This window comes from Xanthobacter tagetidis, assembly GCF_003667445.1.
GTDB lineage: Bacteria > Pseudomonadota > Alphaproteobacteria > Rhizobiales > Xanthobacteraceae > Xanthobacter > Xanthobacter tagetidis.
The window spans coordinates 331555-357501 of sequence record NZ_RCTF01000002.1; the positions used below are offsets into that span (position 1 = coordinate 331555).

Annotated in this window: 23 protein-coding genes; 10 read left to right on the top strand and 13 right to left on the bottom strand. The window is 70.8% G+C overall.

Going from position 1 to position 25947, the window contains the following annotated elements; genetic code table 11:
* Window positions 1-14 precede the first annotated feature (14 nt).
* The 4 genes from D9R14_RS04305 to acuR form a co-directional block, all read right to left on the bottom strand.
* Window positions 15-1196 carry a vWA domain-containing protein gene (locus D9R14_RS04305; protein WP_121622067.1) on the bottom strand — a complete coding sequence of 394 codons (1182 nt, stop codon included), beginning with the start codon at window positions 1194-1196 and terminating at the stop codon, window positions 15-17.
* Between the two features lie 74 nt (window positions 1197-1270).
* Window positions 1271-2209 carry an AAA family ATPase gene (locus D9R14_RS04310; protein WP_121622068.1) on the bottom strand — a complete coding sequence of 313 codons (939 nt, stop codon included), beginning with the start codon at window positions 2207-2209 and terminating at the stop codon, window positions 1271-1273.
* Between the two features lie 111 nt (window positions 2210-2320).
* The gene (gene acuI / locus D9R14_RS04315; RefSeq protein ID WP_121622069.1) at window positions 2321-3301 is read right to left on the bottom strand and encodes an acrylyl-CoA reductase (NADPH); all 981 of its coding nucleotides are present in this window, start codon (window positions 3299-3301) and stop codon (window positions 2321-2323) included.
* A gap of 46 nt (window positions 3302-3347) precedes the next feature.
* Window positions 3348-3983, bottom strand: coding sequence for an acrylate utilization transcriptional regulator AcuR (gene acuR, locus D9R14_RS04320; RefSeq protein ID WP_121622070.1), 636 nt, complete (start codon window positions 3981-3983; stop codon window positions 3348-3350).
* A gap of 363 nt (window positions 3984-4346) precedes the next feature.
* Between acuR and D9R14_RS04325 the strand changes: the two genes are divergently transcribed.
* Entirely contained in the window at window positions 4347-5180 is an 834-nt protein-coding gene (locus D9R14_RS04325; RefSeq protein ID WP_210210807.1) for a c-type cytochrome, read from the top strand.
* Between the two features lie 155 nt (window positions 5181-5335).
* On the opposite strand, the gene D9R14_RS04330 is transcribed toward D9R14_RS04325, so the two are convergent.
* The 3 genes from D9R14_RS04330 to D9R14_RS04340 are packed head-to-tail and all read right to left on the bottom strand — an operon-like array spanning window position 5336 to window position 8880.
* The gene (locus tag D9R14_RS04330) at window positions 5336-6103 is read right to left on the bottom strand and encodes an HpcH/HpaI aldolase family protein (RefSeq protein WP_121622071.1); all 768 of its coding nucleotides are present in this window, start codon (window positions 6101-6103) and stop codon (window positions 5336-5338) included.
* Window positions 6104-6121: 18 nt separating this feature from the next.
* Window positions 6122-7858: an L-arabinonate dehydratase gene (gene araD, locus D9R14_RS04335; protein WP_121622072.1), complete on the bottom strand. Its 1737-nt coding sequence runs from the start codon at window positions 7856-7858 to the stop codon at window positions 6122-6124.
* 53 nt (window positions 7859-7911) lie between these two features.
* Window positions 7912-8880 (bottom strand): Bug family tripartite tricarboxylate transporter substrate binding protein, encoded by a 969-nt coding sequence (locus tag D9R14_RS04340; RefSeq protein ID WP_121622073.1) that lies wholly within the window; start codon window positions 8878-8880, stop codon window positions 7912-7914.
* A 196-nt stretch (window positions 8881-9076) separates the two neighbouring features.
* Here D9R14_RS04340 and D9R14_RS04345 point away from each other — a divergent pair, with 196 nt between their 5' ends.
* The 3 genes from D9R14_RS04345 to D9R14_RS04355 all read left to right on the top strand — a co-directional run bounded on the left by D9R14_RS04345 (window position 9077) and on the right by D9R14_RS04355 (window position 11785).
* Window positions 9077-9778 carry a GntR family transcriptional regulator gene (locus tag D9R14_RS04345; protein WP_121622117.1) on the top strand — a complete coding sequence of 234 codons (702 nt, stop codon included), beginning with the start codon at window positions 9077-9079 and terminating at the stop codon, window positions 9776-9778.
* 122 nt (window positions 9779-9900) lie between these two features.
* Window positions 9901-10677, top strand: coding sequence for a helix-turn-helix transcriptional regulator (locus D9R14_RS04350; protein WP_170168484.1), 777 nt, complete (start codon window positions 9901-9903; stop codon window positions 10675-10677).
* A 289-nt stretch (window positions 10678-10966) separates the two neighbouring features.
* Window positions 10967-11785, top strand: a complete 819-nt coding sequence (locus D9R14_RS04355) for a hypothetical protein (RefSeq protein ID WP_121622075.1) — start codon at window positions 10967-10969, stop codon at window positions 11783-11785.
* A gap of 17 nt (window positions 11786-11802) precedes the next feature.
* Here the strand turns inward: D9R14_RS04355 and D9R14_RS04360 are convergent, their stop codons facing one another.
* Genes D9R14_RS04360 through bioB form a run of 5 tightly spaced genes read right to left on the bottom strand, consistent with a single transcriptional unit; the run spans window position 11803 to window position 16867 of the window.
* The gene (locus tag D9R14_RS04360; protein WP_121622118.1) at window positions 11803-12786 is read right to left on the bottom strand and encodes a beta-ketoacyl-ACP synthase III; all 984 of its coding nucleotides are present in this window, start codon (window positions 12784-12786) and stop codon (window positions 11803-11805) included.
* 7 nt (window positions 12787-12793) lie between these two features.
* Complete coding sequence (locus D9R14_RS04365) at window positions 12794-14044, bottom strand: adenosylmethionine--8-amino-7-oxononanoate transaminase (protein WP_121622076.1); 1251 nt, start codon at window positions 14042-14044, stop codon at window positions 12794-12796.
* Complete coding sequence (bioD, locus tag D9R14_RS04370) at window positions 14041-14685, bottom strand: dethiobiotin synthase (protein ID WP_121622077.1); 645 nt, start codon at window positions 14683-14685, stop codon at window positions 14041-14043. The genes D9R14_RS04365 and bioD overlap by 4 nt, the downstream gene beginning before the upstream one ends.
* Window positions 14682-15830 carry an 8-amino-7-oxononanoate synthase gene (locus D9R14_RS04375; RefSeq protein WP_121622078.1) on the bottom strand — a complete coding sequence of 383 codons (1149 nt, stop codon included), beginning with the start codon at window positions 15828-15830 and terminating at the stop codon, window positions 14682-14684. Before D9R14_RS04375 ends, bioD begins: the two co-directional genes overlap by 4 nt.
* Complete coding sequence (gene bioB, locus D9R14_RS04380; RefSeq protein ID WP_121622079.1) at window positions 15827-16867, bottom strand: biotin synthase BioB; 1041 nt, start codon at window positions 16865-16867, stop codon at window positions 15827-15829. Before bioB ends, D9R14_RS04375 begins: the two co-directional genes overlap by 4 nt.
* A gap of 374 nt (window positions 16868-17241) precedes the next feature.
* Here bioB and D9R14_RS04385 point away from each other — a divergent pair, with 374 nt between their 5' ends.
* The 6 genes from D9R14_RS04385 (at window position 17242) to pbfA (ending at window position 24906) form a co-directional block, all read left to right on the top strand.
* Window positions 17242-18261, top strand: a complete 1020-nt coding sequence (locus D9R14_RS04385; RefSeq protein ID WP_121622080.1) for a putative 2-aminoethylphosphonate ABC transporter substrate-binding protein — start codon at window positions 17242-17244, stop codon at window positions 18259-18261.
* Between the two features lie 120 nt (window positions 18262-18381).
* Entirely contained in the window at window positions 18382-19614 is a 1233-nt protein-coding gene (locus tag D9R14_RS04390) for a putative 2-aminoethylphosphonate ABC transporter ATP-binding protein (protein ID WP_121622081.1), read from the top strand.
* Window positions 19607-21619: a putative 2-aminoethylphosphonate ABC transporter permease subunit gene (locus D9R14_RS04395; RefSeq protein ID WP_121622119.1), complete on the top strand. Its 2013-nt coding sequence runs from the start codon at window positions 19607-19609 to the stop codon at window positions 21617-21619. The genes D9R14_RS04390 and D9R14_RS04395 overlap by 8 nt, the downstream gene beginning before the upstream one ends.
* On the top strand, window positions 21616-22743 hold the full coding sequence (locus tag D9R14_RS04400; protein ID WP_121622082.1) for a TIGR03364 family FAD-dependent oxidoreductase: 1128 nt from the start codon (window positions 21616-21618) through the stop codon (window positions 22741-22743). The genes D9R14_RS04395 and D9R14_RS04400 overlap by 4 nt, the downstream gene beginning before the upstream one ends.
* A gap of 4 nt (window positions 22744-22747) precedes the next feature.
* Entirely contained in the window at window positions 22748-23557 is an 810-nt protein-coding gene (gene phnX / locus D9R14_RS04405) for a phosphonoacetaldehyde hydrolase (RefSeq protein WP_121622083.1), read from the top strand.
* Window positions 23554-24906: a (R)-1-hydroxy-2-aminoethylphosphonate ammonia-lyase gene (gene pbfA, locus D9R14_RS04410; RefSeq protein ID WP_121622084.1), complete on the top strand. Its 1353-nt coding sequence runs from the start codon at window positions 23554-23556 to the stop codon at window positions 24904-24906. The genes phnX and pbfA overlap by 4 nt, the downstream gene beginning before the upstream one ends.
* A gap of 94 nt (window positions 24907-25000) precedes the next feature.
* On the opposite strand, the gene D9R14_RS04415 is transcribed toward pbfA, so the two are convergent.
* Entirely contained in the window at window positions 25001-25753 is a 753-nt protein-coding gene (locus D9R14_RS04415) for an alpha/beta fold hydrolase (RefSeq protein WP_121622085.1), read from the bottom strand.
* Window positions 25754-25947: the final 194 nt, after the last annotated feature.

Genomic DNA, 25947 nt, shown 5'->3' on the forward strand with positions numbered 1-25947 from the left:
GGCGCCGCCTTGTTTCAGGCGGCGGTTCGGCGCGGCGTGCGCGGCGGGGCGGATGCGAGCGCGGCGACGAGATCCTCCAGGCTTTTCAGGTCGTGCACGGGCCGGAATTCGTCCACCTGCGGCAGCATGGCGGCGATGCCGCGCGCGCGCGGCTCGAAGCCGTCATAGCTCAGGAGCGGGTTCAGCCAGACGAGGCGCCGGCAGGAGCGCTTGAGCCGCGCCATCTCGGCGGCGAGCGTCGCGTCCACGTCCCGCTCCAGCCCGTCGGTGAACAGCAGCACCACCGGGTTCTGCGCCATGACGCGGCGCGACCAGTCCTTGTTGAACGCCCGCAGCGAGGTGGCGATGCGGGTGCCGCCGGACCAGTCCTGCGCCGCCTGCGCCACCGCCGCGAGGGCGGCATCCGGATCGCGCCGGGCGAGCGCGCGGGTGACGTTGGTCAGCCGCGTGCCGAACAGGAAGGTCGAAACCTTCCGCTTCGCTCCGAGCGCGTGGAGGAAATGCAGGATGGGGCGCGAATAGTCGGCCATGGAGCCGGAGATGTCGACCAGCGCCACCACGGGGGGCGGCTTCTCGTCCGGTCCCCGGCGCTTCAGCGGCACGAGGTCGCCGCCGGTGGCGAGCCCGGCGCGCAGCGCGGCCCGAAGATCGATGCGCGGCCCGCGCGGGTCGCGCACGAGGCGGCGGGTGCGGGCGCGGTCGTCGGGCATCTTCAGCGCGGCGATGCGCTGGCGCGCCTGCGCCAGTTCGGCGGCGGACATCTGCGCGAAATCCTTGCGGCGCAGTATGTCGTCGCTGGAGGCGAGGAGGCGCGCATCCACTTCGAGCCGAGGCGGCGCGTCGGGCTTGCGCGCGTCGCCGATGCCGGAGAACAGCGCCTCCTCCACCCGCCGCATGACGCTCTCGCGCTTCTCCTCGCGCGCGGGCACGGCGGCGGGGGAGAGCATGGCGATGAGCCGCTCCTGGTGCCCGCGCCGGCGCCAGAACAGGCGGAACGCCTGGTCGAACACGAGGCTGTCCTCGTGGCGCGAGACCATCACGGCGTGGAGCGTCCAATAGAGGTCGTCCCTGGTGCCGACGCCCGCCGCCTCCACCGCTTTGACCGCATCGACGATGCGCCCCGGCCCCACATTAAGGCCGGCGGCGCGCAGCGCGCGGCCGAAATAGGCGATGTTGTCGGGAAGGCGGCCGCTCATGGGCAGGAAGCCCCGGCGGCTCCCCTCCCCCGTGCGGGGAGGGGCGGGGGGGGCGGGGGTGTCGGCGATGCCTCTCACAGCGCCTCGGCCCGCGTGCGCGCCTCGGCGACGAGGCGCTCGATGACCGGGGCGGAGGTCTTGGCGATATCGTCCTGGTACTTGAGCAGCACGCCCAGCGTGTCGCCCACCGTGGCGGGGTCGAGCGCCACCGCGTCCAGCTCCACCAGCGCCGAGGCCCAGTCCAGCGTCTCGGCGACGCCCGGCACCTTGAACAGGTCCTCCCGCCGCAGCGCCTCCACGAAGCCCACCACCTGCGCCGACAGCCGCGCCGGCACGCCCGGCAGGCGGGCGCGCAGGATGGCGAGTTCGCGCCCGGCGTCGGGATAGTCCACCCAATGGTAGAGGCAGCGCCGCTTCAGCGCGTCGTGGATCTCGCGCGTGCGGTTGGAGGTGAGGACGACGATGGGCGGCGCCGCCGCCTTGACGGTGCCCAGCTCGGGGATCGTCACCTGGAAGTCGGAGAGCACCTCCAGCAGAAACGCCTCGAACGCCTCGTCGGTGCGGTCGAGCTCGTCCACCAGCAGCACCGGCGGCCCCTCCGCGTGGGGCTCCAGCGCGTCGAGCAGCGGCCGGCGCAGGAGATAGCGATCGGAGAACACGTCCGCGGCGATGGCATCCCTGTCGCGCTCGCCTGCGGCCTCGGCGAGGCGGATGGCGATCATCTGGCCGGCATAGTTCCAGTCATAGACCGCGGCCGAGAGGTCGAGCCCCTCATAGCATTGCAGGCGGATGAGGCGGCGGCCGAGCGCCGCGGCGAGCGTCTTCGCGACCTCGGTCTTGCCGACCCCGGCCTCGCCCTCCAGCAGCAGCGGCCGGCCCATGCGCAGGGCGAGGAACACCACGGTCGAGAGCGCCCGGTCGGCCACGTAGCCGGCCTTGAGCAGCAGGTCGGCGGCGGCGTCGATCGTGGCGGGCAGGGGCGTGCGCGGGGGTGTGCGAGGGGGTGTGCTCATGGGGCAAATCTAGAGCGACGGACCGCCAATGGGAAAGGGGCCGCCCTGCGCCGCTCCCACCGGGGCACGCCCCCGCCCTGGCGGGCGAGGGCGCTGTTGCCGAACCGGTGCTCAGGGCGCGATTTCGACCACCACGCGGCCGCGCACCTTGCCGTCGAGGATGTCGGCGCCCTTGGCGATCACCGCGTCGAGGGGCACGGTCGTGGTCATGGCGGCGAGCTTGGCATGGTCGAGGTCGCGCGCGAGGCGCGCCCACGCCTCCAGGCGCCGGGCCTTGGGCGCCATCACGGAATCGATGCCGAGCAGCGCCACGCCGCGCAGGATGAAGGGCGCGACGGAGGTGGGCAGGTCCATGCCGCCGGCCAGGCCGCAGGCGGCGATGGCGCCGCCATAGCGCGTCATGGCCAGCAGGTTGGCGAGCGTGTTGGTGCCGACGGAATCGACGCCCGCCGCCCAGCGCTCCTTGGCGAGCGGGCGGGCCGGGCCGGACAGCTCCTGCCGGGCGATGATCTCCTTGGCGCCGAGGCCCTTCAGATAGTCCGCCTCCTGCTCGCGGCCGGTGGAGGCGATGACGTGCCAGCCGGCGCTCGCCAGGAGCGAGATGGCGACCGAGCCGACGCCGCCGGCCGCGCCCGTGACCACTGCGGGGCCGTGCTCGGGCTTGAGGCCATGGCGCTCCAGCGCCATCACCGAGAGCATGGCCGTGTAGCCGGCGGTGCCGATCGCCATGGCCTGGGCGGCGGTGAGGCCGGCGGGCAGCGGCACCAGCCAGTCGGCTTTCACGCGCGACTTCTCGGCATAGGCGCCGAGATGGGTCTCGCCGGTGCCCCAGCCGTTCAGGATCACGGCATCGCCCGGCTTGAAGGCGTCGCTGTCGGAGCGCTCCACCACGCCGGCGAAGTCGATGCCGGGGATCATGGGAAAGCGGCGCACCACCGGCCCGCGGCCGGTGAGCGCGAGGCCGTCCTTGTAGTTCAGGGTCGAATGGGTGACGCGGACGGTGACGTCGCCGTCCATGAAATCGGCTTCGTCGAACGCCTTGAGCGCGACGCTCTGTCCGGCGTCTGTCTTCTCCACGACGATGGCGCGCATGTTGGTCTCCTTGTGCGTTTCCTGCGGGTTGGTCGTTCCGCGCCGCCTATCCGCGCACCAGCGCGAAGAAGCCGTCGGCGAAGGTGCGCAGCGGGGCGGCGGTGCGCTCCAGCTTGGCGCGCAGCACGGCGCCCTCCCAGCCGATCCAGAAGAAGGCGGCGAGCTGGTCGGGGTCGCGGTCGGGGTCGATCTCGCCGGCCGCCTGCGCGCGGGCGAGGCAGGAGGCGGTGCGCACCTGCCAATCGGCGAACACGCCGGCAAGGCGCTGGCGGAAGGGCTCGGGCAGGGCGCCCATCTCCTGGCCGAGATTGCCCACCAGGCAGCCGCGCCGGAAGTCGTGCCGCGCCATCGAAGCCTCGGCGGAGCGCGTGAACGCTTCGAGCCGCGCCAGCGGCGTCAGGGTGTCGTCGGCGAAATGCCGGTCGAGCCGGGCGGCGAAATGGGCGGCATAGCGGTCGATCAGCTCGGCGCCGAACGCCTCCTTGCTCTTGAAGTAGTGATAGAACGAGCCCTTGGGCACGCTGACGGTGCTCAGCACCTCATCGATGCCGGTGGCCGAGAAGCCCTTCTCAGTGAGCGCCACCAGCCCCGCGCGCAGCAGCGCCTCGCGGGTGTCGCTCGGGGCGTCAGGCGCCCGCGGCGGGCGGCCGCGCTTGCGCGGCTGGGGGGTGGCGGCATCCATGGGCCGATAATTAGACCGACCGTCTATCTAATTCAAGCGCGCCCTGCGTGCGGGAGCGGCACCCATGTATTGCCCCGTCATGCTCCCCGCTGTTCCCGACTATCCCCCACCCCGTCATGCTCCGGCTTGACCGGAGCATCCATGCATCCCTCCGCGCGCCGCACCCGGCCGTAGGATGGGCCCTCCGGTCAAGCCGGAGGGCGACGGCGGGGAAATCTCACGGCCGTCATGCCCCGGCTTGTCCGGGGCATCCACCCGGCCGCTTGCGTGGCGCTTGCGGACGTGTAGGCCTGCGGGTCGCAGGTTGATCGCCCGGGCAGATCGGGGGATGACCGTCGTGAATGGGTGGACGCAGGAGGGATCATGCTCGGACGGCTCATGGCGGCGCTCGCCTGTGCGCTCGCTCTCATGCTTGCGGGTGCTCCGGCGCGGTCGGAGCCGGTTCTCTCGCTGAAGGCGGACGGCGCGGCGCGCACCTACACCGCCGCCCAGTTGCTCGCCCGGCCGGACGCGGTGTCGGTGTCGGTGCCGTCCGACATCGCCTATGGCGGACGCGCGACCTACCGCGCCGTGCCGGTGCTCGCGCTGCTGGCGGAGGCCGGCATTCCCACCGATGCGCCCATCGAGGTGAAGGCGCTCGACGGCTTCATCGCCCATTATCCCGCCGGCATCTTCACGGAAGGCGGCCCGGACGGCGCACGCGCCTTCGTGGCGGTGGAGCCGCACCACGCCCCCTGGCCCAAGCTGAAGGGCAAGGTCGCCACCGCCGGGCCGTTCTACATCGTCTGGCAGAACCCCAAGGCGGGACGCGTCAGCAGCGAGCACTGGGCCTATCAGGTGGCAAGCATCGAGAGCGCGCTCGATCCGCTGGTGCGCTGGCCGCAGATCGACGTGGCGCCTTCGCTTCCCGTCGATGCGCCGGCCCGCCGGGGGCTCACGGTCTTCATCCACAATTGCATGCCGTGTCACCAGATGAACGGCGGCGGCGAGAGCACCATCGGCCCGGACCTCAACCTGCCCATGAATCCGACCGAGTACTTTCAGCCTGCGGCTCTGCACCGGCTGATCCGCGATCCGGCCGCGGTGCGCACCTGGCCCGAGCGCCGCATGCCGGGGTTCGACGCGGCGACCATCCCGGACCGGGCCCTCGACGATCTGATCGCCTATCTCGACGCCATGCGCCACCGGCGCAAGTGAGGGGAGGGCGGCCTCGGCCCCGTCATGCCCCGGCGCGTCCGGGGCATCCACCGGCCCGCTTGTCCTGCGCCATGGAAACAGGACGCCAGCCCGGCCGCTGGGTGGTTCCCCCGGACAAGCCGGGGGATGACGCGCGGTTGGGTGGCGCGGCCTCCTCAGCTCCTGAACTTCTTTGCCAGCGCCTCGGAGCCGCGCGCCAGGATGCCGACGTCGGAGCCGACCGCGGTGAAGACGCAGCCGGCGGCGATGTAGCGGCGCGCCAGCGTCTCGTCGCCGGTGAGGATGCCGGCGCGGTTTCCCGCCTTGCCGATGCGGCCGATCATGTCCTCGATCAGCGTCACGATGGCCGCGTCGCCCTGGCCGCCCAGATGGCCGAGCGCGGCCGAGAGATCGCCGGGGCCGATGAACACGCCGTCCACCCCCGGCACCGCGGCGATGGCGTCGAGATGGTCGAGGCCGAGCCTGGATTCGATCTGCACCAGAACGCAGATCTCCTCATGGGCGCGGGCGTAATAGTCGCTCACCCGGCCGTAGCGCGAGGCACGCGAGGCGGAGGCGAAGCCGCGCACCCCGTGCGGCGGATAGCGCGTGGCAGCGACCGCGGCGGTCGCCTGCTCGGGCGTGTCCACCATGGGGATGAGGAAGCTCTGCACCCCGGCATCCAGGAAGCGCTTGATGACCACGGTGTCGTTCACCGGCGGGCGCACGATGGGCTGGGTCGCCGGATATTCCATCATGGCGTGAAGCTGGTTCACCACCTGAGGCAGCTCGTTGGGGGAGTGCTCGGTGTCGATCAGCAGCCAGTCGAAGCCCGAGCCGGCGAGGATCTCCACCGACAGGTGGTTGGCAAGGCTCGACCACAGGCCGATCTGCTGGCGGCCGGCATAAATGGCGCGCTTGAAGGTGTTGGCAGGCACGTCCAAGGGGTGTGTCCTTCTTCGTCAGTAGATGGCGGGCTCGCCGACGGGGGCGCCGAAGGCGGTCTCAAGGAAGTCGAAGTCGCAGCCCTGGTCGGCCTGGCCGATATGGCGCGAGAACATCCAGCCATAGCCGCGCTCGAAGCGCGGCTCGGGGGCGGGCAGAGCCGCGCGGCGGCGCGCCAGCTCCTCCTCCGGCACCAGCATGTCGATGCTGCGGTTCGGTACGTCCACCCGCACCAGGTCGCCGGTGGCGATGAGCGCCAGCGGCCCGCCGACATAGCTCTCCGGCGCCACGTGCAGGATGCAGGCGCCGTAGCTGGTGCCGCTCATGCGGGAATCGGAGATGCGCAGCATGTCGCGCACGCCCTGCTTCACCAATTTCTTCGGGATCGGCAGCATGCCCCATTCCGGCATGCCCGGCCCGCCCAGCGGGCCGGCATTGCGCAGCACCAGGACATGGTCGGGCGTCACGTCGAGGTTCTCGTCCTCCACCGCCGCCTTCATGCTGGGATAGTCGTCGAACACCAGCGCCGGGCCGGTGTGGACGCGCAGATGCGGCGCGCAGGCGCTGGGCTTGATGACGCAGCCGTCCGGGGCGAGGTTGCCGCGCAGCACGGCGAGCGCGCCCTCGGCATAGATCGGGTTCTCGAGCGGCCGGATCACGTCGTCATTGTAGACGGTGGCGCCTTCCAGCGTCTCGCCGAGCCTGCGGCCGGAGACGGTGAGCGCGTCGAGATGGAGCAGGGGCTTGAGGCGTCCCATCAGCGCCGGCAGCCCGCCGGCGAAGTAGAAGTCCTCCATCAGGTACGCCTCGCCCGAGGGCCGCACATTGGCGAGCACCGGCACGACGCGGCTCGCGGCATCGAAGTCGTCGAGGGTGATGTTGCAGCCGGCGCGCCGCGCCTGGGCGATCACGTGGATGATGGCGTTGGTGGAGCAGCCCATGGCCATGGCCACCGTGATGGCGTTCTCGAACGCCGCGCGGGTCTGGATGCGGGCCGGGGTGAGGTCGTCCCACACCATGTCGACGATGCGCCGGCCGGAGGCCGCGCACATGCGCATGTGGCCGGCATCGGCGGCGGGGATGGAGGAGGCGCCGGGCAGCGTCATGCCGATCGCCTCGGCGATGGCGGTCATGGTGCTGGCGGTGCCCATGGTCATGCAGTGGCCGTAGGAGCGGGCGATGCCGCCCTCGATCTCGTTCCAGGCCGCCTGGTCGATGTTGCCGGCGCGCCGCTCGTCCCAGAACTTCCAGGCATCCGAGCCGGAGCCCAGCGTCTTGCCGTTCCAGTTGCCGCGCAGCATCGGCCCGGCCGGCACATAGATGGCCGGCACGCCGGCGCTGGTGGCGCCCATCAGGAGGGCCGGGGTGGACTTGTCGCAGCCGCCCATCAGCACCGCCCCATCCACCGGGTGGGCGCGGATCACCTCCTCCACCTCCATGGCCAGCATGTTGCGGTAGAGCATGGAGGTGGGCTTGAGGAAGGTCTCGGAGACGGAGTGCACCGGGATCTCCAGCGGGAAGCCGCCGGCCTGGAACACGCCGCGCTTGATGTCCTCCACGCGGTCCTTGAAGTGGGCGTGGCAGGAATTGAAGTCCGACCAGGTGTTGAGGATGGCGATCACCGGCTTGCCGGCCCAGTCCTCCGGCGCGTAGCCCATCTGCCGCAGGCGCGAGCGGTGGCCGAAGCTGCGCAGGTCGTCGTCGGCGAACCAGCGGGCGCTGCGCAGCGCGTCGGGGCTCTTGCGGGGCGTCATGCAGATGTCCTCGGGAACGGCCGGGCCTCGACGGGAGGCCCGGCGACTCATCGTCAGTTGGTCTCGATCTTTCCGGTCTTCACCACCTGGCGCCAGCGCTGTTCCTCGCCGTCGCGGAAGACCACGAACTCCTCGGGCGTGATGGCCACCACGTCGAAGCCGAGGCCGTTGAACTTGGCCTTCACCTCCGGATCGTTGAGGCTCGCCTTCAGCGCCTCGTAGAGCTTGGCCTTCACCGGGGCCGGCAGGCCCTTGGGCGCGGCGGCGGCCTGCCAGGAATAGACGTCGATGCCGTCGACGCCGGCTTCCTTCATGGTGGGCACGTCGGGCAGCACCGCATTGCGCTCGTTCGCCGTCACCCCCAGCGCCTTCAGCTTGCCGGCCTTGATCTGGCTCGCCACCGCGCCGAGATTCTGGAACGACACGTTGGCATGGCCGGCGATCAGGTCGGCGATGGCCGGTCCGCCGCCCTTGTAGGGCACATGCACGCCGCTGGTACCGGTCTTCTGCCAGAACAGCGCCGCCGTCAGGTGGTCGGAGGAGCCGACCCCGGAGGAGGCGAAGGTGACCTTCTCGGGGTTCTTGTTGAGATAGGCGATCAGCTCCTTCACCGAGTTCACGGGGAAGTCGGGATTGGCCACCAGCACGTTGGGCGTGCGCACCGCCACCGTGAGCAGATCGAGGTCCTTGCCCGGCTGGTAGCTCAGGTTCGGGTTGAGCGCCGGGTTGATGGCGAACACGCCGATGGAGCCCACCAGCAGGGTGTAGCCGTCCGGCGCCTGGCCCTTCACGTGGCTCGCGCCGTTGGCGCCGTTGGCGCCGGGGCGGTTGTCGATCACCACGGTCTGGCCGAGCTTCTCCTGCATCTTCGGCTGGATGAAGCGGGCGGTGCTGTCGGATGCGCCGCCGGGCGGAAACGGCACCACCACGGTGATCGTGCGTTCGGGAAAGGTCTGGGCGAGCGCCGGCGCGCACGCGAAAGCCGCGGCGAGCGCGAGCGGGATGATCTTCAAGCGGGACATGTTTCCTCCTGTCGCTTGGACGCGATGAAGGCGGAGCCGCGACCTCAGATTGGCGTGGCGCTGCGTCTCCCCCAGCCCTTGCGGGCGGCGCCGGTCGCGTCCACGGCCTTAGGCTCTCGTTCTGCGGATCCGGCTGATGGATTAAAACGCTAATGCATTAGTGAAGTCAAACACGAACTGGGCTATGCTCGGCGCCATGGACTCCCTGCTCTCCTCCGCAAGGCCGCCCCGCGACCCGTCCCGTCATGCGGCGCCGCAGGTGTTCGACTATCTGCGCGAACGCATCATCGCGCTGGAACTGCCGCCGGGAACGCTGATTTCGCGCGCCGAACTGCAGGAACTGTTCGGCTTCTCCTCCACCCCGGTGCGCGACGCGCTGATGCGCCTGCAGGAGGAGGGGCTGGTGGAGATCTTTCCCCAGCACGCCACCATCGTCAGCCCCATCGACCTGAAGCTGGCGCGCCAGGCCCAGTTCCTGCGCCGCTCGCTGGAGCAGGAGGCGGTGCGCACCATCACCCTCTCGCCGGACCGCGCCGCGGTGGTGGCGCGCCTGGAGACCGTGATCGAGGTGCAGGCCACCCTGCTCGCCCGCGGCGACCTGCCGGGCTTCGAGACCGCCGACCGCGAGTTCCACCGCGTGTTCTTCGAGACCGCGGACATTGCCGGCCTCCATGCGATGGTGCGGCGCTATTCCGGCCATATCGACCGCATCCGCCGCCTGCATCTGCCCATGCCCGGCAAGGCGGCGCAGGTGATCGCCGACCACCGCGCCATCGTCGCCGGCATCGCCTCCGGCGACGTGGCGGCAGCGCAGGAGGCGCTGCGCGCGCACCTGTCGAAGTCGCTCGCCTTCACCGCCGACCTCCGGGCGCGCTGGCCGGACTATTTCCGCGACTGACTCCCGGCTTCGAGGCGCAACGGCCAGCCGGCACTTGCGGGTTGCACCCGCGCTGGCGCTTCACTACAGGCTGACAAGCGGGAATGGAGCGCGCCAAGGCGCCATGGGTTGGGTCGTGCGGGATGATGGGAGAAGCGCAGGAGCGTGTGCTCACGCTCTGGGATGAACTCGCGGACTTCGAGGCCGGCCAGTGCGAGCAGGCCGCCGCCCATGTGATGGGCGCGCTGTGCGCGCAGACCGGCGCCTGGAATGCCACCTGGGCCGGCGCGGTCCGGGTGGGCGGCGGCGCCGCCGACGATCCGCTCCGGGGCTGGCGCGTGGCCGCCGTGCAGGCGCTGAAGCCGGTTCCGCCCCACGCGGACGAAGGGCATTTCCGGGAAATCCTCAAGGAGTGGGACCGGCGCGCGATCGATCCCTCCTTCCTGCTGCCCATGAAGGATGTCGGCGCCTTCCGCACCTATGCGTTCCGGCGCGATCTGCCGGCCGGCTGGTTCGAGACCGCGTTCTTCCGGCGGCACTACGAGGCGGTCGGCACGGGCGACGCGGTGTTCGTCGCCGTTCCGCTGAACCAGGACTGCGAATCCCATTTCGGCTTCTATGCCGCCCGCCCGTTCACGGCCGGCGAGATCGCGCTGCTCGCCTTTGCCCTGCGGGGCATCAAGTGGTTCCACCGCCACCTGATGATGAGCAACGGCCTGCTCGCCGCCTCGGCGCCGCTGACGCCGGCCGAGCGGCGAGTGCTGCATCTGCTGCTCACCAAGGCATCGGAGAAGGAGATCGCCCGGCAGGTGGAGATCGCCACCTCCACCGCGCACCAGCACGTCACGAACGTCTTCCGCAAGTTCGGCGTCCGCAGCCGCGCCGAGCTGATGAGCCTGTGGCTCCGCAGCGCCGGCTGAGCCCAGCGGCTTCCGGAGGCCTGCCGGCGCCGCTTGATCTTTGCGGCCAAAATGCCGGGATGCCGATCCGGGTGCCCCGGCGTCACCGCTGCGGCGCGGCCGGAAATGCCGGCCGGTTCCTCTCCATTCTATTGATAAATAAAGGTTATTTCCATCCCTGTGCGCGGGTGTTGCGCGGACGCCATGCCGCGGTGCCGTCGCGCAGCCGGAACCGTCCAGGGTCCTGTCGGCGCACGGGAATTCGCCTAAGACTCGGCCGCACACCAAGGTTGCGGGGCGGGGGCGTGTCATGGGGTGGGGCCGGGGTTCACCGAGGCAGGGATTTTTCGCCGCTGCGCTTCTCGCCGCCGCAGCGGTCGCGCCGCCGGCCCACGCCGCCGACCTGACGCCGCCGCCCGCGCCGGCCGCGCCCGCGTCCGGCTGGGAGTTCCAGGCCACCTTCTATGGCTGGGCCACCAGCCTCACCGGCGACATCGGCGCGCGCGATCTGCCGGCGATCCCGGTCAATGTGAGCTTCGGCGACATCGTCGGCCATCTCGACGGCGCGCTCATGGGCGACTTCCTCGCCAAGAACGGCGACTGGACGCTGCTGGCCGACGTGTTCTGGTCGAAGCTCTCCGCCGACAAGACGGTCGGCTTCGCCGGGCCGCAGCTGGACTTCAGCCAGCGCCTGCTGGTGATGCAGGGCATTGCCGGCTACCGGCTGCCCGTGGGGCCGGACAATTTCGACCTCAGCGCCACCGCCGGCTTCCGCTATCAGCGCCTGAGCGTCGACACCACGCTCACGCCCGCGGGCCTGCCCTTCGGCCTGTCCTCCTCGGACGTGAAGGACTGGCTGGACCCGGTGTTCGGCCTGATGCTCCAATACCAGTTCAACGAGCGCTGGTTCCTCAATGCCATCGCGGACGTGGGCGGCTTCGGCCTCGGCTCGAAGCTGACCTCGCAGGGCTTCGTGGCGGTGGGCTACAATTGGAACAAGTCCTGGTCCACCGCCATCGGCTATCGGGCGCTCTATACCGACTACGAATCCATCACCGGGCCGCGCCAGAACTTCCGCTACACCACCACCATGCACGGCCCCATGTTCAGCATCGGCTATCACTTCTGAGGGCTGCGTCCGCCGCCTCAGAAGCCGAGCACCAGCGCCCCGCCCGTGAGGCCGGCGCCGACCGCCGTCAGCAGCACCTTCTCCCCGGTGCGCGGCGGCGCGGCTTCGGCGCTCGCGGCGAGCGAGAAGGGGATGGTGGCGGCGGAGGAATTGCCGAACTCGGCGATGGTCGAGACGAGGCCTCCCTGCGCCAGGCCGAGATTGCGCCGGACCGCCTCGAAGATGCGGGTGTTGGCCTGGTGCGGCACGAAGCGCGTGACGTCTCCCGCGCCGATGCCCGCCTGGGCCATGGCCGCGCGGGCGCAGGCGGTCATGGTGGTGACGGCCTCGGCATAGACCGCCGCGCCGTCCGAGATCTCCATGAAGATGTCCTGCGGCGCCGTCTGAGGCGAGAACGGCTGCCGGCTGCCGCCGGCGGGAATGCGGATGAGCTCGTATTGCGCACCGTCCGAGGTGAGGTCGGTGCCGATCACGCCGGTGCCGTCGCGCTCCGACGGTGCGAGCACGCAGGCGCCGGCCGCATCGGCGAACAGCACCGCGCTCACCTTGTCCATGGGGTTGATGCGGCGGCTGAGCACGTTCGCCGCCACCACCAGCACCGGGCGGCCCTGGGCGCGCACGAAGCCGTCCGCGAGCGCCAGCGCATAGAGAAAGCCGGCGCAGGCGCCTGCGAGGTCCACCGCGCCCGAGCGCGGCAAGCCGAGCCGGTGTGCCAGGAGCGGCGCGGAGGGCGGCAGCAGGTGGTCCGGCGTGGAGGTGGCGAGCAGGGTCAGCGCGATATCGGCGCGGGCGATGCCGCTCGCCGCCAGCGCCTGTTCGGCGGCGGGCAGAGCGAGGTCGGTGAGCGCCTCGCCCTCGGCCACGTAGCGGCGCGCGCGGATGCCGGTGCGGCGCTCGATCCAGCCGGCCTCAAGGCCCAGCCGCGCCTCCAGTTCTTCATTGGGCACGCGCCGCTCGGGCGCATGGCGGCCGAGGCCGACGAGAAGGCTCGATCGCGCCATGGCGGCCTCAGGCCAGCGCGTCCGCTGCCGCGGCGATGGCGGCATAAGCGGGTTCGAGATCGGCGCGGGTCACGCAGTAAGGCGGCATGAGGTAGAGGGTGTTGCCCAGCGGACGGATGAGCAGGTCGCGCGTCAGGAAGAAATCGTAGAGAAGCGGCCCGATGCCGGCGAGATAGCCCGCGTCCCGCGCCTTGAGGTCGAGCGCGGCGATGGTGCCGCAGCGGCGCACGTTCTCGAAGCGGGGATCGTCGCGGAACGGGGCGATCAGCTCCTCCTGAAGCGCGCCGAGCGCCGCGATCCGCGCCGCCACCGGCTCGTCGTCCCATACCGCGAGGTTGGCGAGCGCGGCGGCGCAGGCGATGGGGTTGGCGGTGTAGGACGAGGAATGGAAGAAGGTCTTCGTCCGGTCGTCGGAATAGTGCGCCTGGAAGATCGCTTCCTTGCAGAGCGTCACGGCGAGCGGCAAAGCGCCGCCGGTGAGGCCCTTCGACAGGCACAGGATATCCGGGACGATGCCGGCCTGTTCGCAGGCGAAGCGGGTGCCGGTTCGGCCCCATCCGGTCATCACCTCGTCGGCGATGAACAGCACGCCATGGCGCGCGCAGATGGCGTGCATGGCCTTCAGGAGGTCCGGCTTGTACATAAGCATGCCGCCCGCGCCGAGCACCAGCGGCTCGACGATGAAGGCGGCGGGCGCCTCAGTGCAGGCGGCCTCCAGCGCGGCGAGCGTCGCCTCCTCACGGCCCGGGGCGGGGAACGGGATGCGCTCCACCTCGAACAGCAGCGGGGCGTAGGCGGCATTGAACACGCCGCGTTCGCCCACCGACATGGTGCCGATGGTGTCGCCGTGATAGCTCGCCTCCATCACCACGATGCGGCTGCGCGCTTCGCCGGTGTTGCGCCAGAAGCCAAGCGCCATCTTCAGTGCCACCTCCACGCTGGTGGAGCCGCTGTCGGAATAGAACACGCGGGTGAGGCCGGGCGGGGCGACCTTGAGGAGGCCGGCCGCGAGCTGCTCGGCGGGCGCGTGGGTGAAGCCGGCGAAGATGATCTGGTCGAGGCTCTGTGTGGCCTCCCGGATCGCCGCCATGATGGCCGGGTGGCGGTGGCCGTGGGTGATGACCCACCAGGACGAGATGCCGTCGAGGATGCGCCGGCCGTCTTCGGCCACGAGGTGGGCGCCCTGCGTGCGGGCGACCGGGATCATCGCGCCCGCGAGCGCGTGCTGGGTGAAGGGGTGCCAGACCGGGGACGTCACGCCGCCGCCCTCCGGGCGTCGAAATCCTCCCGCCGGAAGGCGCTGGCGAATGCGGCCGCCAGCGTTTCGGGGGTGAGCGGGTCGAGCCGGGGCAGCCGGCCCAGCACTTTGACGTTTCCAAGCGCGCCGATGATGCGCGCATTCTCCTCGTGCGCCTCGCCGATGAAGGCGACGCCGAGAATGGGGATGCCCCGCGCGCGCATCGCCTCCAGCGAGAGCAGCGTGTGGTTGATGGTGCCGAGCGCGGTGCGTGCGCACAGCACCGCCGGCAGGCGCCAGCGGGCGAACACGTCGGCGAACAGAGCCTGCCGCGTCAGCGGCACCAGCAGCCCGCCCGCGCCCTCGATGACGAGCGGCCGGGGTCCTGCGGGCGGCACGAGCGCAGCCGGGTCGATGGCGACGCCCTCCTGTTCCGCTGCGAGATGCGGGGAGGCGGGGAGCGCGAGGCGCCACGCCTCGGGCAGGATGCGCTCCGGCGCAAGGCCGGCAAGGCGCGCCACGGTCTCGCTGTCGGTCTCCTCGGCGAGCCCGGCCTGGACCGGCTTCCAGTAGAAGCCGTCGAGGAAGCCCGCGAGCCCCGCCGCGAATACGGTCTTGCCGATGCCTGTGTCGGTGCCGGTGACGACGATGGCCTCGCTCACGCCGCCTGCTCCCGGAGCGCGGCGCCGAGCAGGTCGAACAGGCCGTCCACCGCTGCCGCGTCGGCATTGAGGGTGAGCGAGATGCGCAGCCGCGCGGTGCCGGGCGGCACGGTGGGCGGGCGCACGCCGCGCACGTCGTAGCCGGCCTGCTGGAGGAGGCCCGCCAGCGCCATGGCGCGGCCGTTGTCGCCGACGATCACCGGCAGGATCTGCGAGCCGGAGGGCGCGAGGCCGCACGTTTCCCGAAGCCGCCGGGCCGCATGGGCGACCAAGGCGGCGAGGCGCTCCCGGCGCTCGGGCTCGTCGGCCATGATGGCGAGCGCCGCCTGCGCCGCTACCGCCGTGAGCGGGGAGGGGGCGGTGGCGAAGATGAAGGGCCGGCAGCGGTTGACGATGATGTCGGCCAGCACCTTGGGCAGCGTCACCAGCGCCCCGGAGCCGCCCATGGCCTTGCCGCAGGTGTGCAGCACCACCACGTTCTCGCGCCCCTCGAACGGGTGCGCGAGGCCGCGCCCGTCCGGCCCGTAGACGCCGGTGGCGTGGGCCTCGTCCACCAGCAGAAAGCCGTCATACCGGTCGGCGAGCGCCATGAGGTCGGCGAGCGGCGCGCGGTCGCCGTCCATGCTGTAGAGGCTCTCGGCGGCGATCCACACCTTGCCCGTGCCGCCCGCGGCGCGGAACGCGCGGATGGCGTCTTCCGCGGCGCCGGCATCGTTGTGGGCGAACAGCACCGGCTCGGCCCGGCCGGCGCGGGCGCCCTCATGGGCGCTGGCGTGGATCAGGTCGTCCATCAGCAGCAGGTCGCCCTTCTGCGGCAGGGTGCCGATCACGGCGAGGTTCGCCATGTAGCCGCCGGAGAAGAACAGGGCCGCCTCGCTGCCGAAGAAGCGCGCGGCCTCGTCCTCCAGCGCCGCATGGGCGGGATCGTTGCCGCGCAGAAGCCGCGAGCCGGTGGCGCCCACCGGCACGCCCGCCTCCAGCGCGGCGGCGATGGCCGCCTTGAGGCGCGGCGAGGCGGCGAGGCCGATATAGTCGTTGGAGGCGAAGTCGATCCCCGACCGGCCCGAGAGCCGGCGCAGGGACTGGCGCCGTTCGAGACCGCGCAGCATCGCCTCGTAGCGGCCGAGGCGATCGGCCTCGCTCATGCCGCGTCCACCCGGTCGCCGTCCTCGATCCGCACCTCCACCTCCTGGGGCGTGAGGCCGAGCGTCGCGAACAGCGCCATGTCCTTGTCCTCGCCGGGATTTTCGGCGGTGAGCAAGGTGTCGCCCACGAAGATGGAATTGGCGCCGGCGAAGAAGCACAAAGCCTGCATCTCGTCGCTCATCTGGGTGCGGCCGGCGGAGAGGCGCACGTGCGAGGCTGGCATGAGGATGCGGGCGAGCGCGATGGTGCGCACGAACTCGATGGGCGACACCGGATCGGCGCCGGCGAGCGGCGTGCCGGGAATGGGCATGAGCTGGTTGATCGGCACGCTCTCCGGCGGCGTGTCGAGATTGGCGAGCGTCACCAGCATGTCGACCCGGTCGCGCGCGGTCTCGCCCATGCCGAGGATGCCGCCGCAGCACACCTTGATGCCCGCATCGCGCACATTCGCCAGCGTGTCGAGCCGGTCGGCGAAGGTGCGGGTGGAGATGACCTTGGAATAGTGGGCTTCCGAGGTGTCGATGTTGTGGTTGTAGTAGTCGAGGCCGGCCTTCGCGAGCCGGTGCGCCTGGCCGGGCTCCAGCATGCCGAGCGTCATGCAGGTCTCCATGCCGAGGGCGCGCACGCCCTCCACCATGGCCACCAGCGTGTCCATGTCGCGCTCCTTGGGGGAGCGCCAGGCGGCGCCCATGCAATAGCGCGTGGCGCCGGCATCCTTGGCCTTCTGCGCCTCGCCGAGCACGCGCTGCACCTCCATGAGCTTGGAGGCCTTGAGGTCCGTGCCGTGGTGGGCGGACTGGTTGCAATAGCCGCAATCCTCCGCGCAGCCGCCGGTCTTGATGGAGATGAGGCGGCTCATCTGCACTTCGTTCGGGTCGAAATTGGCGCGATGCACGCTCTGGGCGCGGAACAGGAGGTCGTTGAACGGGGCGTTGTAGAGGGCGAGAGCCTCGTCCGTGGTCCAGGCCTTGCGGTTGGTGCCGGCGATGGCGGTGGCCTGGATGGCGGTGGCGTTCGACCGAGCCTGAGGCGTCATCGGCCCTCCCTTTCATCTTGCTGTTGCTTTGCTGGCTCCTTGATAGCCCCTCGCCGACGGGATCGCCAGCACCGCCCGCTCGGAAGGTCCTGCCGCCGCCGTCGCCGGCCGTCCATCCGGGGCCGGCCCGCCGTCGCGGGAGCGCGGCCTGGATGCGGATATCACTCTGTTTTCATGAGTGTTTTACGCCTTCGATCCGCGGCTTTTCCGGGCGGCCTGACGCGTCACACGAACGTCGCCTGGGCGGTGCTAGAAGCGCCGCAGGAGAGCGTCTCCGCGCATGTGCACAACCGTCGCTTTCAGCGCCGGGCATGGCGTGCCGATCCGGGAGCACGCGCTCGCCCGCACCGGGCCAACCCAAGACGGGGGTAAAAATGACGCGCACGACGATCCTGGCCGCCGCCGCGGCCTTCCTCGGCCTGGCGGGCGCCGCCACGGCCGGCGAAATCACGGTCTACACCGCCCTCGAAGCCGACATCCTGCCGGTCTACAAGAAGTCGTTCGAGGAGAAGCATCCCGGCACGACCATCCGCTGGGTGCGCGACTCCACCGGCATCATCACCGCCAAGCTTCTGGCCGAGAAGAACAATCCGCAGGCCGACGTGGTCCTCGGCACGGCCGCGACCTCGCTGCTGCTGCTCGACGCCGAAGGCATGCTCCAGCCTTACGCTCCGGAAGGCGTGAAGAAGATCGAGGCCCGCTTCCTCGACAAGAACACCCCGCCTGCCTGGGTCGGCACCAATGCCTGGGCGGCGGCGCTGTGCGTCAACACCGCCGAGATGGAGAAGCGCAAGCTGCCGATCCCGGCGAGCTGGGCCGATCTCACCAAGCCGGAATACAAGGGCCTGATCGTGATGCCGAACCCGGCGTCCTCCGGCACCGGCTTCCTCGACGTGTCGAGCTGGCTGCAGATCTTCGGCGAGGAGAAGGGCTGGGCCTATATGGACGCCCTCGACAAGAACGTCGCCACCTACACCCATTCCGGCTCCAAGCCCTGCTCGCTCGCCGCCTCCGGCGAGTATCCCATCGGCATCTCGTTCGAGTTCCGCGCCGCGCGCCTCATCAACCAGGGTGCGCCGCTGGTGGCGGTGATCCCGGCGGAGGGCATCGGCTGGGACATGGAGGCTTCGGCCATCATCAAGGGCACCGACAATGAGGCGGACGCCAAGAAGCTGATGGACTGGGCGGTCTCCGACGAGGCGATGAAGATCTACGCCAAGAACTACGCCATCCTCGGCAATGCGGCGTTCGAGGAGCCGATCAAGAACCTTCCGGCGAACCTGAAGACCAAGCTGATCGACAACAAGTTCGACTGGGCCGCCGCCAACCGCGCCGCCATCCTCCAGGAGTGGCAGCGCCGCTACGACGCCAAGTCCGAGCCCAAGAAGGGCTGAACCGGAACCGACGACGGGGCCGGATCTCGGGCGTGCCCAGGGTCCGGTTCCGCTGCGTTGGCGGGCGGCAACGTGCGGCCGCCCTGCGGAGGCGTCGGAGCCGGGGGGCAGGAGGCAGCCATGAGCCAGCATACCGTTGACCTTTCGGGCCTTGCGTCGCATCTGCCGGGCTCCGCCGCCGGCGATCCGGGCGACGCCATCGCCCGCGGCCTCGCCGCCTCGGCGCCGCGCCCCACCTATCTGGCCGTCGCCGACGTTTCCAAGCGCTTCGGCGACTTCACGGCGCTGAAGAACGTCTCGCTCGACGTCAGGGAAGGCGAGTTCGTGTGCTTCCTCGGGCCGTCCGGCTGCGGCAAGACCACGCTGCTGCGCGCCATCGCCGGCCTCGACATCCAGAATTCCGGCACCATCCGCCAGGCCGGCCGGGACATCTCGGCGCTGCCGCCGGAGGAGCGCGACTTCGGCATTGTGTTCCAGTCCTACGCGCTGTTCCCGAACATGACGGTGCGCCAGAACATCGCCTTCGGCCTTGAGAATCGCGGCCTGCGCCGCCCCGCCGTCGCGGCGCGGGTGGACGAACTGCTGCACCTCATCGACCTTTCTGCGCACGGCCACAAATATCCCTCCCAGATTTCCGGCGGCCAGCAGCAGCGCGTGGCGCTCGCCCGCGCACTGGCGCCGAGCCCGGGCCTGATCCTGCTGGACGAGCCGCTTTCCGCGCTCGACGCCAAGGTGCGCCTCCACCTGCGCGCGGAGCTGAAGCAGCTCCAGGCGCGGCTCGGCGTCACCACGGTCATGGTCACGCACGACCAGGACGAGGCGCTCTCCATCGCCGACCGCATCGTGGTCATGAACATGGGCGTGGTGGAGCAGGTGGGCACGCCGCAGGAGATCTACGACGCCCCCGCGAGCCAGTTCGTGGCCGACTTCATCGGCGCTATGAACTTCGTCGAGGGCGTGATGCTCAATCCCGACGAGGTGATGGTCGGCGACCTCACTCTGGTGCTGCGCCGCCAGGCGCGGCCGGCCGCCGCGGGCGAGCGCGTGGTGGTGGCGATCCGGCCGGAGGACGTGCGCGTGCTCGGCGCCGACGCCCATGCGGAATGGGAGCACGTGAACCGCGTCGCCGTGGAGGTGGCGGCGGTGGAATTCCTCGGCTCCCACGTCCGCGCCAGCCTGCGGCATCCCGCCTTCCCGGCGAAGCCGCTGGTGGCGCAGCTGTCCCAGTCGGTCGCGCGGGCGCTCCAGATCGTGCCGGGCCGCCGGCTCGACGTGGTGCTGCCGACCGATCGCCTGAGGGTCTACGAGGCGCTGCGCCCCCATGGCGCGGCTGCGGGCGCCGTCCATGGCTGACCTCGCCCTCGGCGCGCCGTCCGCCCCGCTGATCCGCCCCAAGGCCGGGCGCGACGACCGGCTGATGCTGGCCTTCGTGCTCATGATCGGCGCCTATCTGGTGGTCAGCCTCGCGCTGCCGCTCGGCTTCATGCTGTGGAAGTCCGCCGAGGTGCGCGCCTTCGCCTATGGTGTGGTGGAGCTTCAGGTGGACGTCGGCCAGGGCTTCCTCTCCCTCGGGACCCTGGAGGAGGCGGCGCCCCGCCTCGGGCTCGCCGACCCGGTGGACCAGGCGCGGCGCTCGGCTTCCCTCACGGCGGCGCAGCTCTTTCCCGATGCCCGCTTCGGGGAGCGGCCGCTCAGCGCGGTGCGGATGCGACTGTCGGGCGGCGCCTCCGACGGGGTGCTGGAGCTGGGCGGGAAGGCCGCCGCTTCGGGCGAATGGGTCGAGGCAGGGCCGCGCGACCTGCGCCGGCTGGTGCTGCGGGCGGGCACCATCCGCTCGCTCGGCAACTACATCGCCTATTTCAGCAATCCCGCGCTGACGAATTCCATCGTCAACAGTCTCGTGGTGTCGCTCTCCACCACGCTCATCACGGTCCTTGCCGCCTTCGGCTTCGCCTATGCGCTCCAGCGCACCTGCATGCCGCTGAAGGGCCTGTTCCGCACCATCGCCATGGTGCCGATCCTGGTGCCCTCGCTGCTCGCCGGCCTGTCGCTGGTCTATCTGTTCGGCAATCAGGGCCTGCTGAAGGGCCTGATGATGGGGTCGTCCATCTATGGCGCGCCGGGGATCGTCGCGGGCTGCGTGTTCTTCACCTTCCCCCACGCCTTCCTCATCATCGCCACCGCGCTCGCCATCTCCGACGCGCGCCTGTTCGAGGCGGCGCGGGCGCTGCGCACCTCGCCGACCCGCACCTTCTTCAACGTGACGCTGCCGGGCGCGCGCTACGGCGTCATCTCCGCCGCCTTCGTGGTGTTCACCCTCACCATCACCGAGTTCGGCGTGCCGAAGGTGGTGGGCGGCGACTACAACGTGCTCGCGGTGGACATCTACAAGCAGGTGGTGGGCCAGCAGAACTTCGCCATGGGCGCCGTGGTCTCGGTGATCCTTTTGGTGCCGGCGGTGATCGCCTTCGTCGTCGACCGCCTGGTGACGGCGAGGCAGGTGGCGCTGCTCACCGCCCGCGCCGTGCCCTACGCGCCGTCGCGCAACCGTGCGCTCGATGCCTCCGCCTTCCTGTTCTGCTGCGTGGTCGCCGGGCTCCTGCTGCTGGTCCTGGGCGTCGCGCAATACGCCTCGCTGGTGAAGTTCTGGCCCTATAACCTGACGCTCTCCTTCGCCCATTTCGCGTTCGAGGGCGTCGACGGCGGCGGCTGGGAATCCTATTTCAACTCCCTGCGCATGGCCTTCTACGTCGCGGTGATCGGCACGGCGGTGGTGTTCGTCGGCGCCTATCTGGTGGAGAAGGGCAGGGGGTTCGCCGCCGCGCGCGCGGGCCTGCACTTCCTCGCCATGATGCCCATGGCGATCCCGGGCCTGGTGCTGGGCCTCGCCTACATCTTCTTCTTCAACGACCGCGCGAACCCGCTGAATGTCGTCTACGGCACCATGGCGATCCTGGTGATCTCCTCCATCACCCATTTCTACACGGTCTCGCACCTCACCGCGCTGACCGCCCTCAAGGCCATGGACAAGGAGTTCGAGGCGGTGGCGGCCTCGCTCAAGCAGCCGGTGACGCGGGTGTTCACCCGCGTGACGCTGCCGGTGTGCCTGCCCACCGCGCTCGACATCGCCGCCTATTATTTCGTGAACGCCATGACCACGGTCTCGGCGGTGGTCTTCCTCTACGCGCCGTCCACCACGCTCGCGGCGGTGGCGGCGCTGAACATGGACGACGCCGGCCAGATCCAGGGTGCCGCCGCCATGTGCATGCTGATCTTCTACACCAACCTCGGAGCGCGTATGGTGCATGCCCTCCTCTCGCGCGGTCTTGCGCGCACCCAGGCCTGGCGCATCCGATGAGCACCACGTTCGACCTTGCGGTTGTGGGCGCCGGCATCGTCGGCCTCGCCCACGCGCTGTCGGGCCTCCGGCGCGGGCTTTCTGTTGTGGTGATCGACCGCGAGGCGGAGGCGGTGGGCGCCTCGGTGCGCAATTTCGGCTTCGTCACCGTCACCGGCCAGCAGCGCGGCGAATGCTGGCGCCGCGCCATGCGTTCGCGCGACATCTGGGAGGAGGTCGCGCCCGACGCCGGCATCCGCATCGAGCATGAAGGCCTCCTGGTGGTGGCCCAGCGGCCCGAGGCCATGGCGGTGCTTGAGGCCTTCCGCCTCACCGAGATGGGCGAGGACTGCCACCTGCTCACCGCCGAAGAGGCCATGCGCTCCTACGGCGCCGCGCTGGCGGACCGCCCCTTCGCCGGCGCGCTCTACAGCCCGCACGAGCGGCGGGTGGAGAGCCGGCAGGCGGTGCCGCTGCTGGCCGCCTGGTTGGAGGAGCAGGGCGTCTCGTTCCGCCGCCGCTCGCTGGTCAAGGCGGTGGGCGACGGTCTCGTCGCCACCACCGACGGCGACATCCGCGCCCGCCACATCGTCGTGTGCCCCGGCGACGATCTGCTCACGCTCTATCCGGACGTGATCGCCCGGCTCGGCATCACCCGCTGCCGGCTGCACATGCTGAAGGTGATGCCGCCGGACGGCTTCCGCCTGCCCTGCGCGGTCATGAGCGACCTCTCGCTGGTGCGCTATCTCGGCTATGCCGAACTGCCGGAGGCCGCGGCGCTCGCCGCCCGGCTCCAGGCCGAGCAGCCGCAGGCGCTGGAGAACGGCATCCACCTGATCGCCGTGCAGGGCGCGGACAGCGGCCTGATCGTCGGCGACAGCCACCATTACGGCTTCTCACCGCAGCCCTTCTCGCGCGAGGCGGTGGACGACATCATCCTCGGCGAGCTGAACCAGGTGCTCGCCGTTCCCGGCGCCCGTGTGGCGGAGCGCTGGGCCGGCACCTATGCTTCGCTGCCCGACCGCCTGATGGTCCGGGAGGCGCCGGCCGCCGATACCCGCCTTGTCATCGTCACCTCCGGCACCGGGGCGTCCACCGCCTTCGCCATCGCCGAGGAGACGCTCGAAGAGTTTTCCGGAGCGTGAAAGCATGACCTACGAGAACATTTCCGCCGTCGTCTTCGATTGGGCGGGCACCATGATCGACCACGGCTCGAAGGCCCCCATGGGCGTGTTCCAGCGCGCGTTCGCCCAGTTCGGCATCGACCTCTCGGTCGCCGAGGCACGCGGCCCCATGGGCATGGCGAAGCGCGACCACATCGCCGCTCTGATGGCGCTGCCGCGCGTCGCCGCCGCCTGGACGGAAAAGCACGGCGCCGCGCCGGGCGAAGCCGACATCGACAAGGTCTACGAGGTGTTCGTGCCCATGAACGTCGCGGTGGCGGCCGACTATGCCGGCCTCATCGAGGGTGTCGCCGGCGTGGTCGCGCGCCTGAAGGCCGCCGGCCTCAAGATCGGCTCCACCACCGGCTATACCCGCGAGATCATGGCCCCGATCCTGCCGCTCGCCGCCGCGCAGGGCTATGCGCCCGACAGCATGGTGTGCGCCGGCGACCTCTCGGCCGGGCGGCCCACGCCGCTGATGCTCTACAAGACCCTGATCGATCTCGGCGTGTGGCCGGCGTCGCGCGTGGTGAAGGTGGACGACACCGAGGTCGGCATCGCCGAGGGCCTGAACGCCGGCTGCTGGACCGTGGGCATCGCGCTCACCGGCAACCTGTTCGGCCTCGATCCCGCGGAGACCGAAGCGCTCTCGCCGGAAGAGTTCGAGGCGCGCCGCGACGCCGCCTATGCCGCCCTGGTGCGCTCGGGCGCCCATTTCGTCATCGACAGCGTCGCCGACCTCGAAGAGGTTCTCGACGAGATCGAGGGCGCGCTGGCGCGCGGCGAGCAGCCTTGAGCCACGGCGCGGCGGGCGGCGCGAGCGAGGGGGACGTCAACACCTCGCCTTTGCGCGCCGCCTGGGATGCGCGCCACGGGACGGAGACGCGCGCGCTGCTGGCGCGCGACGCGGACGTGTTCCTGCACCAGTCGCTCTCCACGCCGTGCCTCGATGCCATCGTCGGTGCCGAGGGGGCGCATCTCCTGACGGCGGACGGCCGGCGCATCCTCGATTTCCATGGCAACAGCGTGCACCAGCTCGGCCACGGCCATCCCGCCGTGGTCGCCGCGCTCCGCGCGCAGATGGAGCGGCTGCCCTTCTGCCCACGCCGCTTCACCTGCGCGGAGGCGGTGGCGTTCGCCGAGAAGCTGGTTGAGCTCGCCGGCCCGCCGTTCGGCAAGGTGCTGCTCGTGCCCTCGGGCGCGGCGGCCATCGGCGTGGCGCTGAAGCTCGCCCGGATCGCCACCGGCCGCCACAAGACGCTGTCCATGTGGGATGCCTTCCACGGCGCCAATCTCGACGCCATCTCGGTGGGCGGGGAGGCGCTGTTCCGCAAGGATGTAGGCCCGCTGCTGCCAGGCACCGAGCACGTGCCGCCGCCCGGCCTCGCGCGCCGCTTCTTCGGCGACGACGACAAGGCGGCCGACCGGCTCGCGGACTATATCGACTACGTGCTGGAGGTTCAGGGCGACGTGGCGGCGCTGGTCGCCGAGCCGGTACGCTGGACCACGGTGGAGCCGCCGCCGCCCGGCTTCTGGGCCAAGGTGCGCGCGAGCTGCAGCCGTCACGGCGCGCTCCTGGTGTTCGACGAGATCCCCTCCGCGCTGGGGCGCTGCGGCTCGTTCTACGTGTTCGAGCAGATGGGCTGCGTGCCGGACATGGTGGCGCTCGGCAAGGGGCTCGGCGGGGGCATCGTGCCCCAGGCCGCTTTGGTGGTGCGCGACGGCCTCGACGTGGCGCCGCATCTGGCGCTCGGCCACTACACCCACGAGAAGAGCCCGCTCGGCAGCGCCGCCGGGCTCGCCGCCATCCGCGTGATCGAGGAAGAGGGCCTGATCGCCCGCGCCCGCGCGCTGGGCGAGGCGGGGAGCGCAGCGCTGGAGGCGATGGCCGCCCGCCGCCCGGAGATCGCCGCGGTGCGGCGCATGGGCGCCTTCTTCGGCGTCGAGCTGCGCGCATGGGGCGGCCTCGCCGCCGAGGCGCGCGCCGACCGGGCAATGTACGGGGCGCTGGAGCGCGGACTGTCCTTCAAGGTGGGCGGCGGCAAGGTGCTGACCCTGTGCCCGCCGTTGACCATCTCGGATGGGGATTTCGCCGAGGCTCTGGACATCCTGGATGCGGCGCTCGGAGCGGCGGAGGCGGGGTAGGCGGCGGGCGCAGCCGTGCCTCCCGCCGTCATCGCCCGGCGCGTCCGGGCGATCCAGCCGCTGCCCCTCGCCGCTGCCCCTCGCCGTGGCCGCCTCAGGGGCGGCGCGCGAGGAAGTCGAGCACGCCTTGCTTGAACACCTTGTCGCCCACGGCGGGGTTGTGGTCGCGGTTGGGGATGTCGAGCGCCACCGCGTCCGGCATCAATGCCGCGAGCTTGTGGGCGTCGCCCGCCACCTTGTCGCGCGTGCCCACCGCCACCAGCACCGGCTGGTAGATGCGCGCCACCTCCGCCGGTTCCAGCACCTGGCGCGAGCCGCGGATGCAGGCGGCGAGTGCCTTCAGGTCCTGCTTGTTGGCATCGGCGAAGGACCGGAACATGCGCCCCATGGGGTCCGTGACGTCGTCAAGGCTCGGCGCCTCCATGGCGTCGGCGATGGACTGCGGCAGGCCGACCCCCTCCACCAGGTGATAGCCGAGGCCGCCCATCACCAGCGATCGCACTTCCTGCGGGAAATGCAGCGCCATCTGCGCCCCCACCCGCGCGCCCATGGAATAGCCGATGACGTCGGCGCGGGAGATGCCGAGATGGTCGAGCAGGCGCTTCGCGTCCTCCGCCATCAGCCGGGTGTCGTAGAGCGCGGGATCGTAGACCTTGCCGGAGGCGCCGTGGCCGCGATGGTCGAACGCGATCGCCCGGTAGCCGGCATCCACCAGCGTGCGCATCCAGGACGGGCCGACCCAGTTGATCTCCTTGGTGGAACCGAAGCCGTGGATGAGCAGCACCGGATCGCCCGCGCCCTCCTCGATGAAGGCGATGTCGATTCCGTCGGAGGCGAAGTGGGGCATGGCGGACCTTCTTGGCGGGCGCGGCGGCGCAGGCAGGCGGGCGGGGCGCCGAACTTAGAGCGCGCGCGGGCGAAAATGAATCAGATTTGATCGGGCAGGCGCCCGCGCGGCCGCGGAAAGAGGATGCGCTTGCCGATCTGCACCCGCGCCGTGCCCGTGGGCGCCTGGCCGAGCCGCACGCCCTCCCGCCGCGC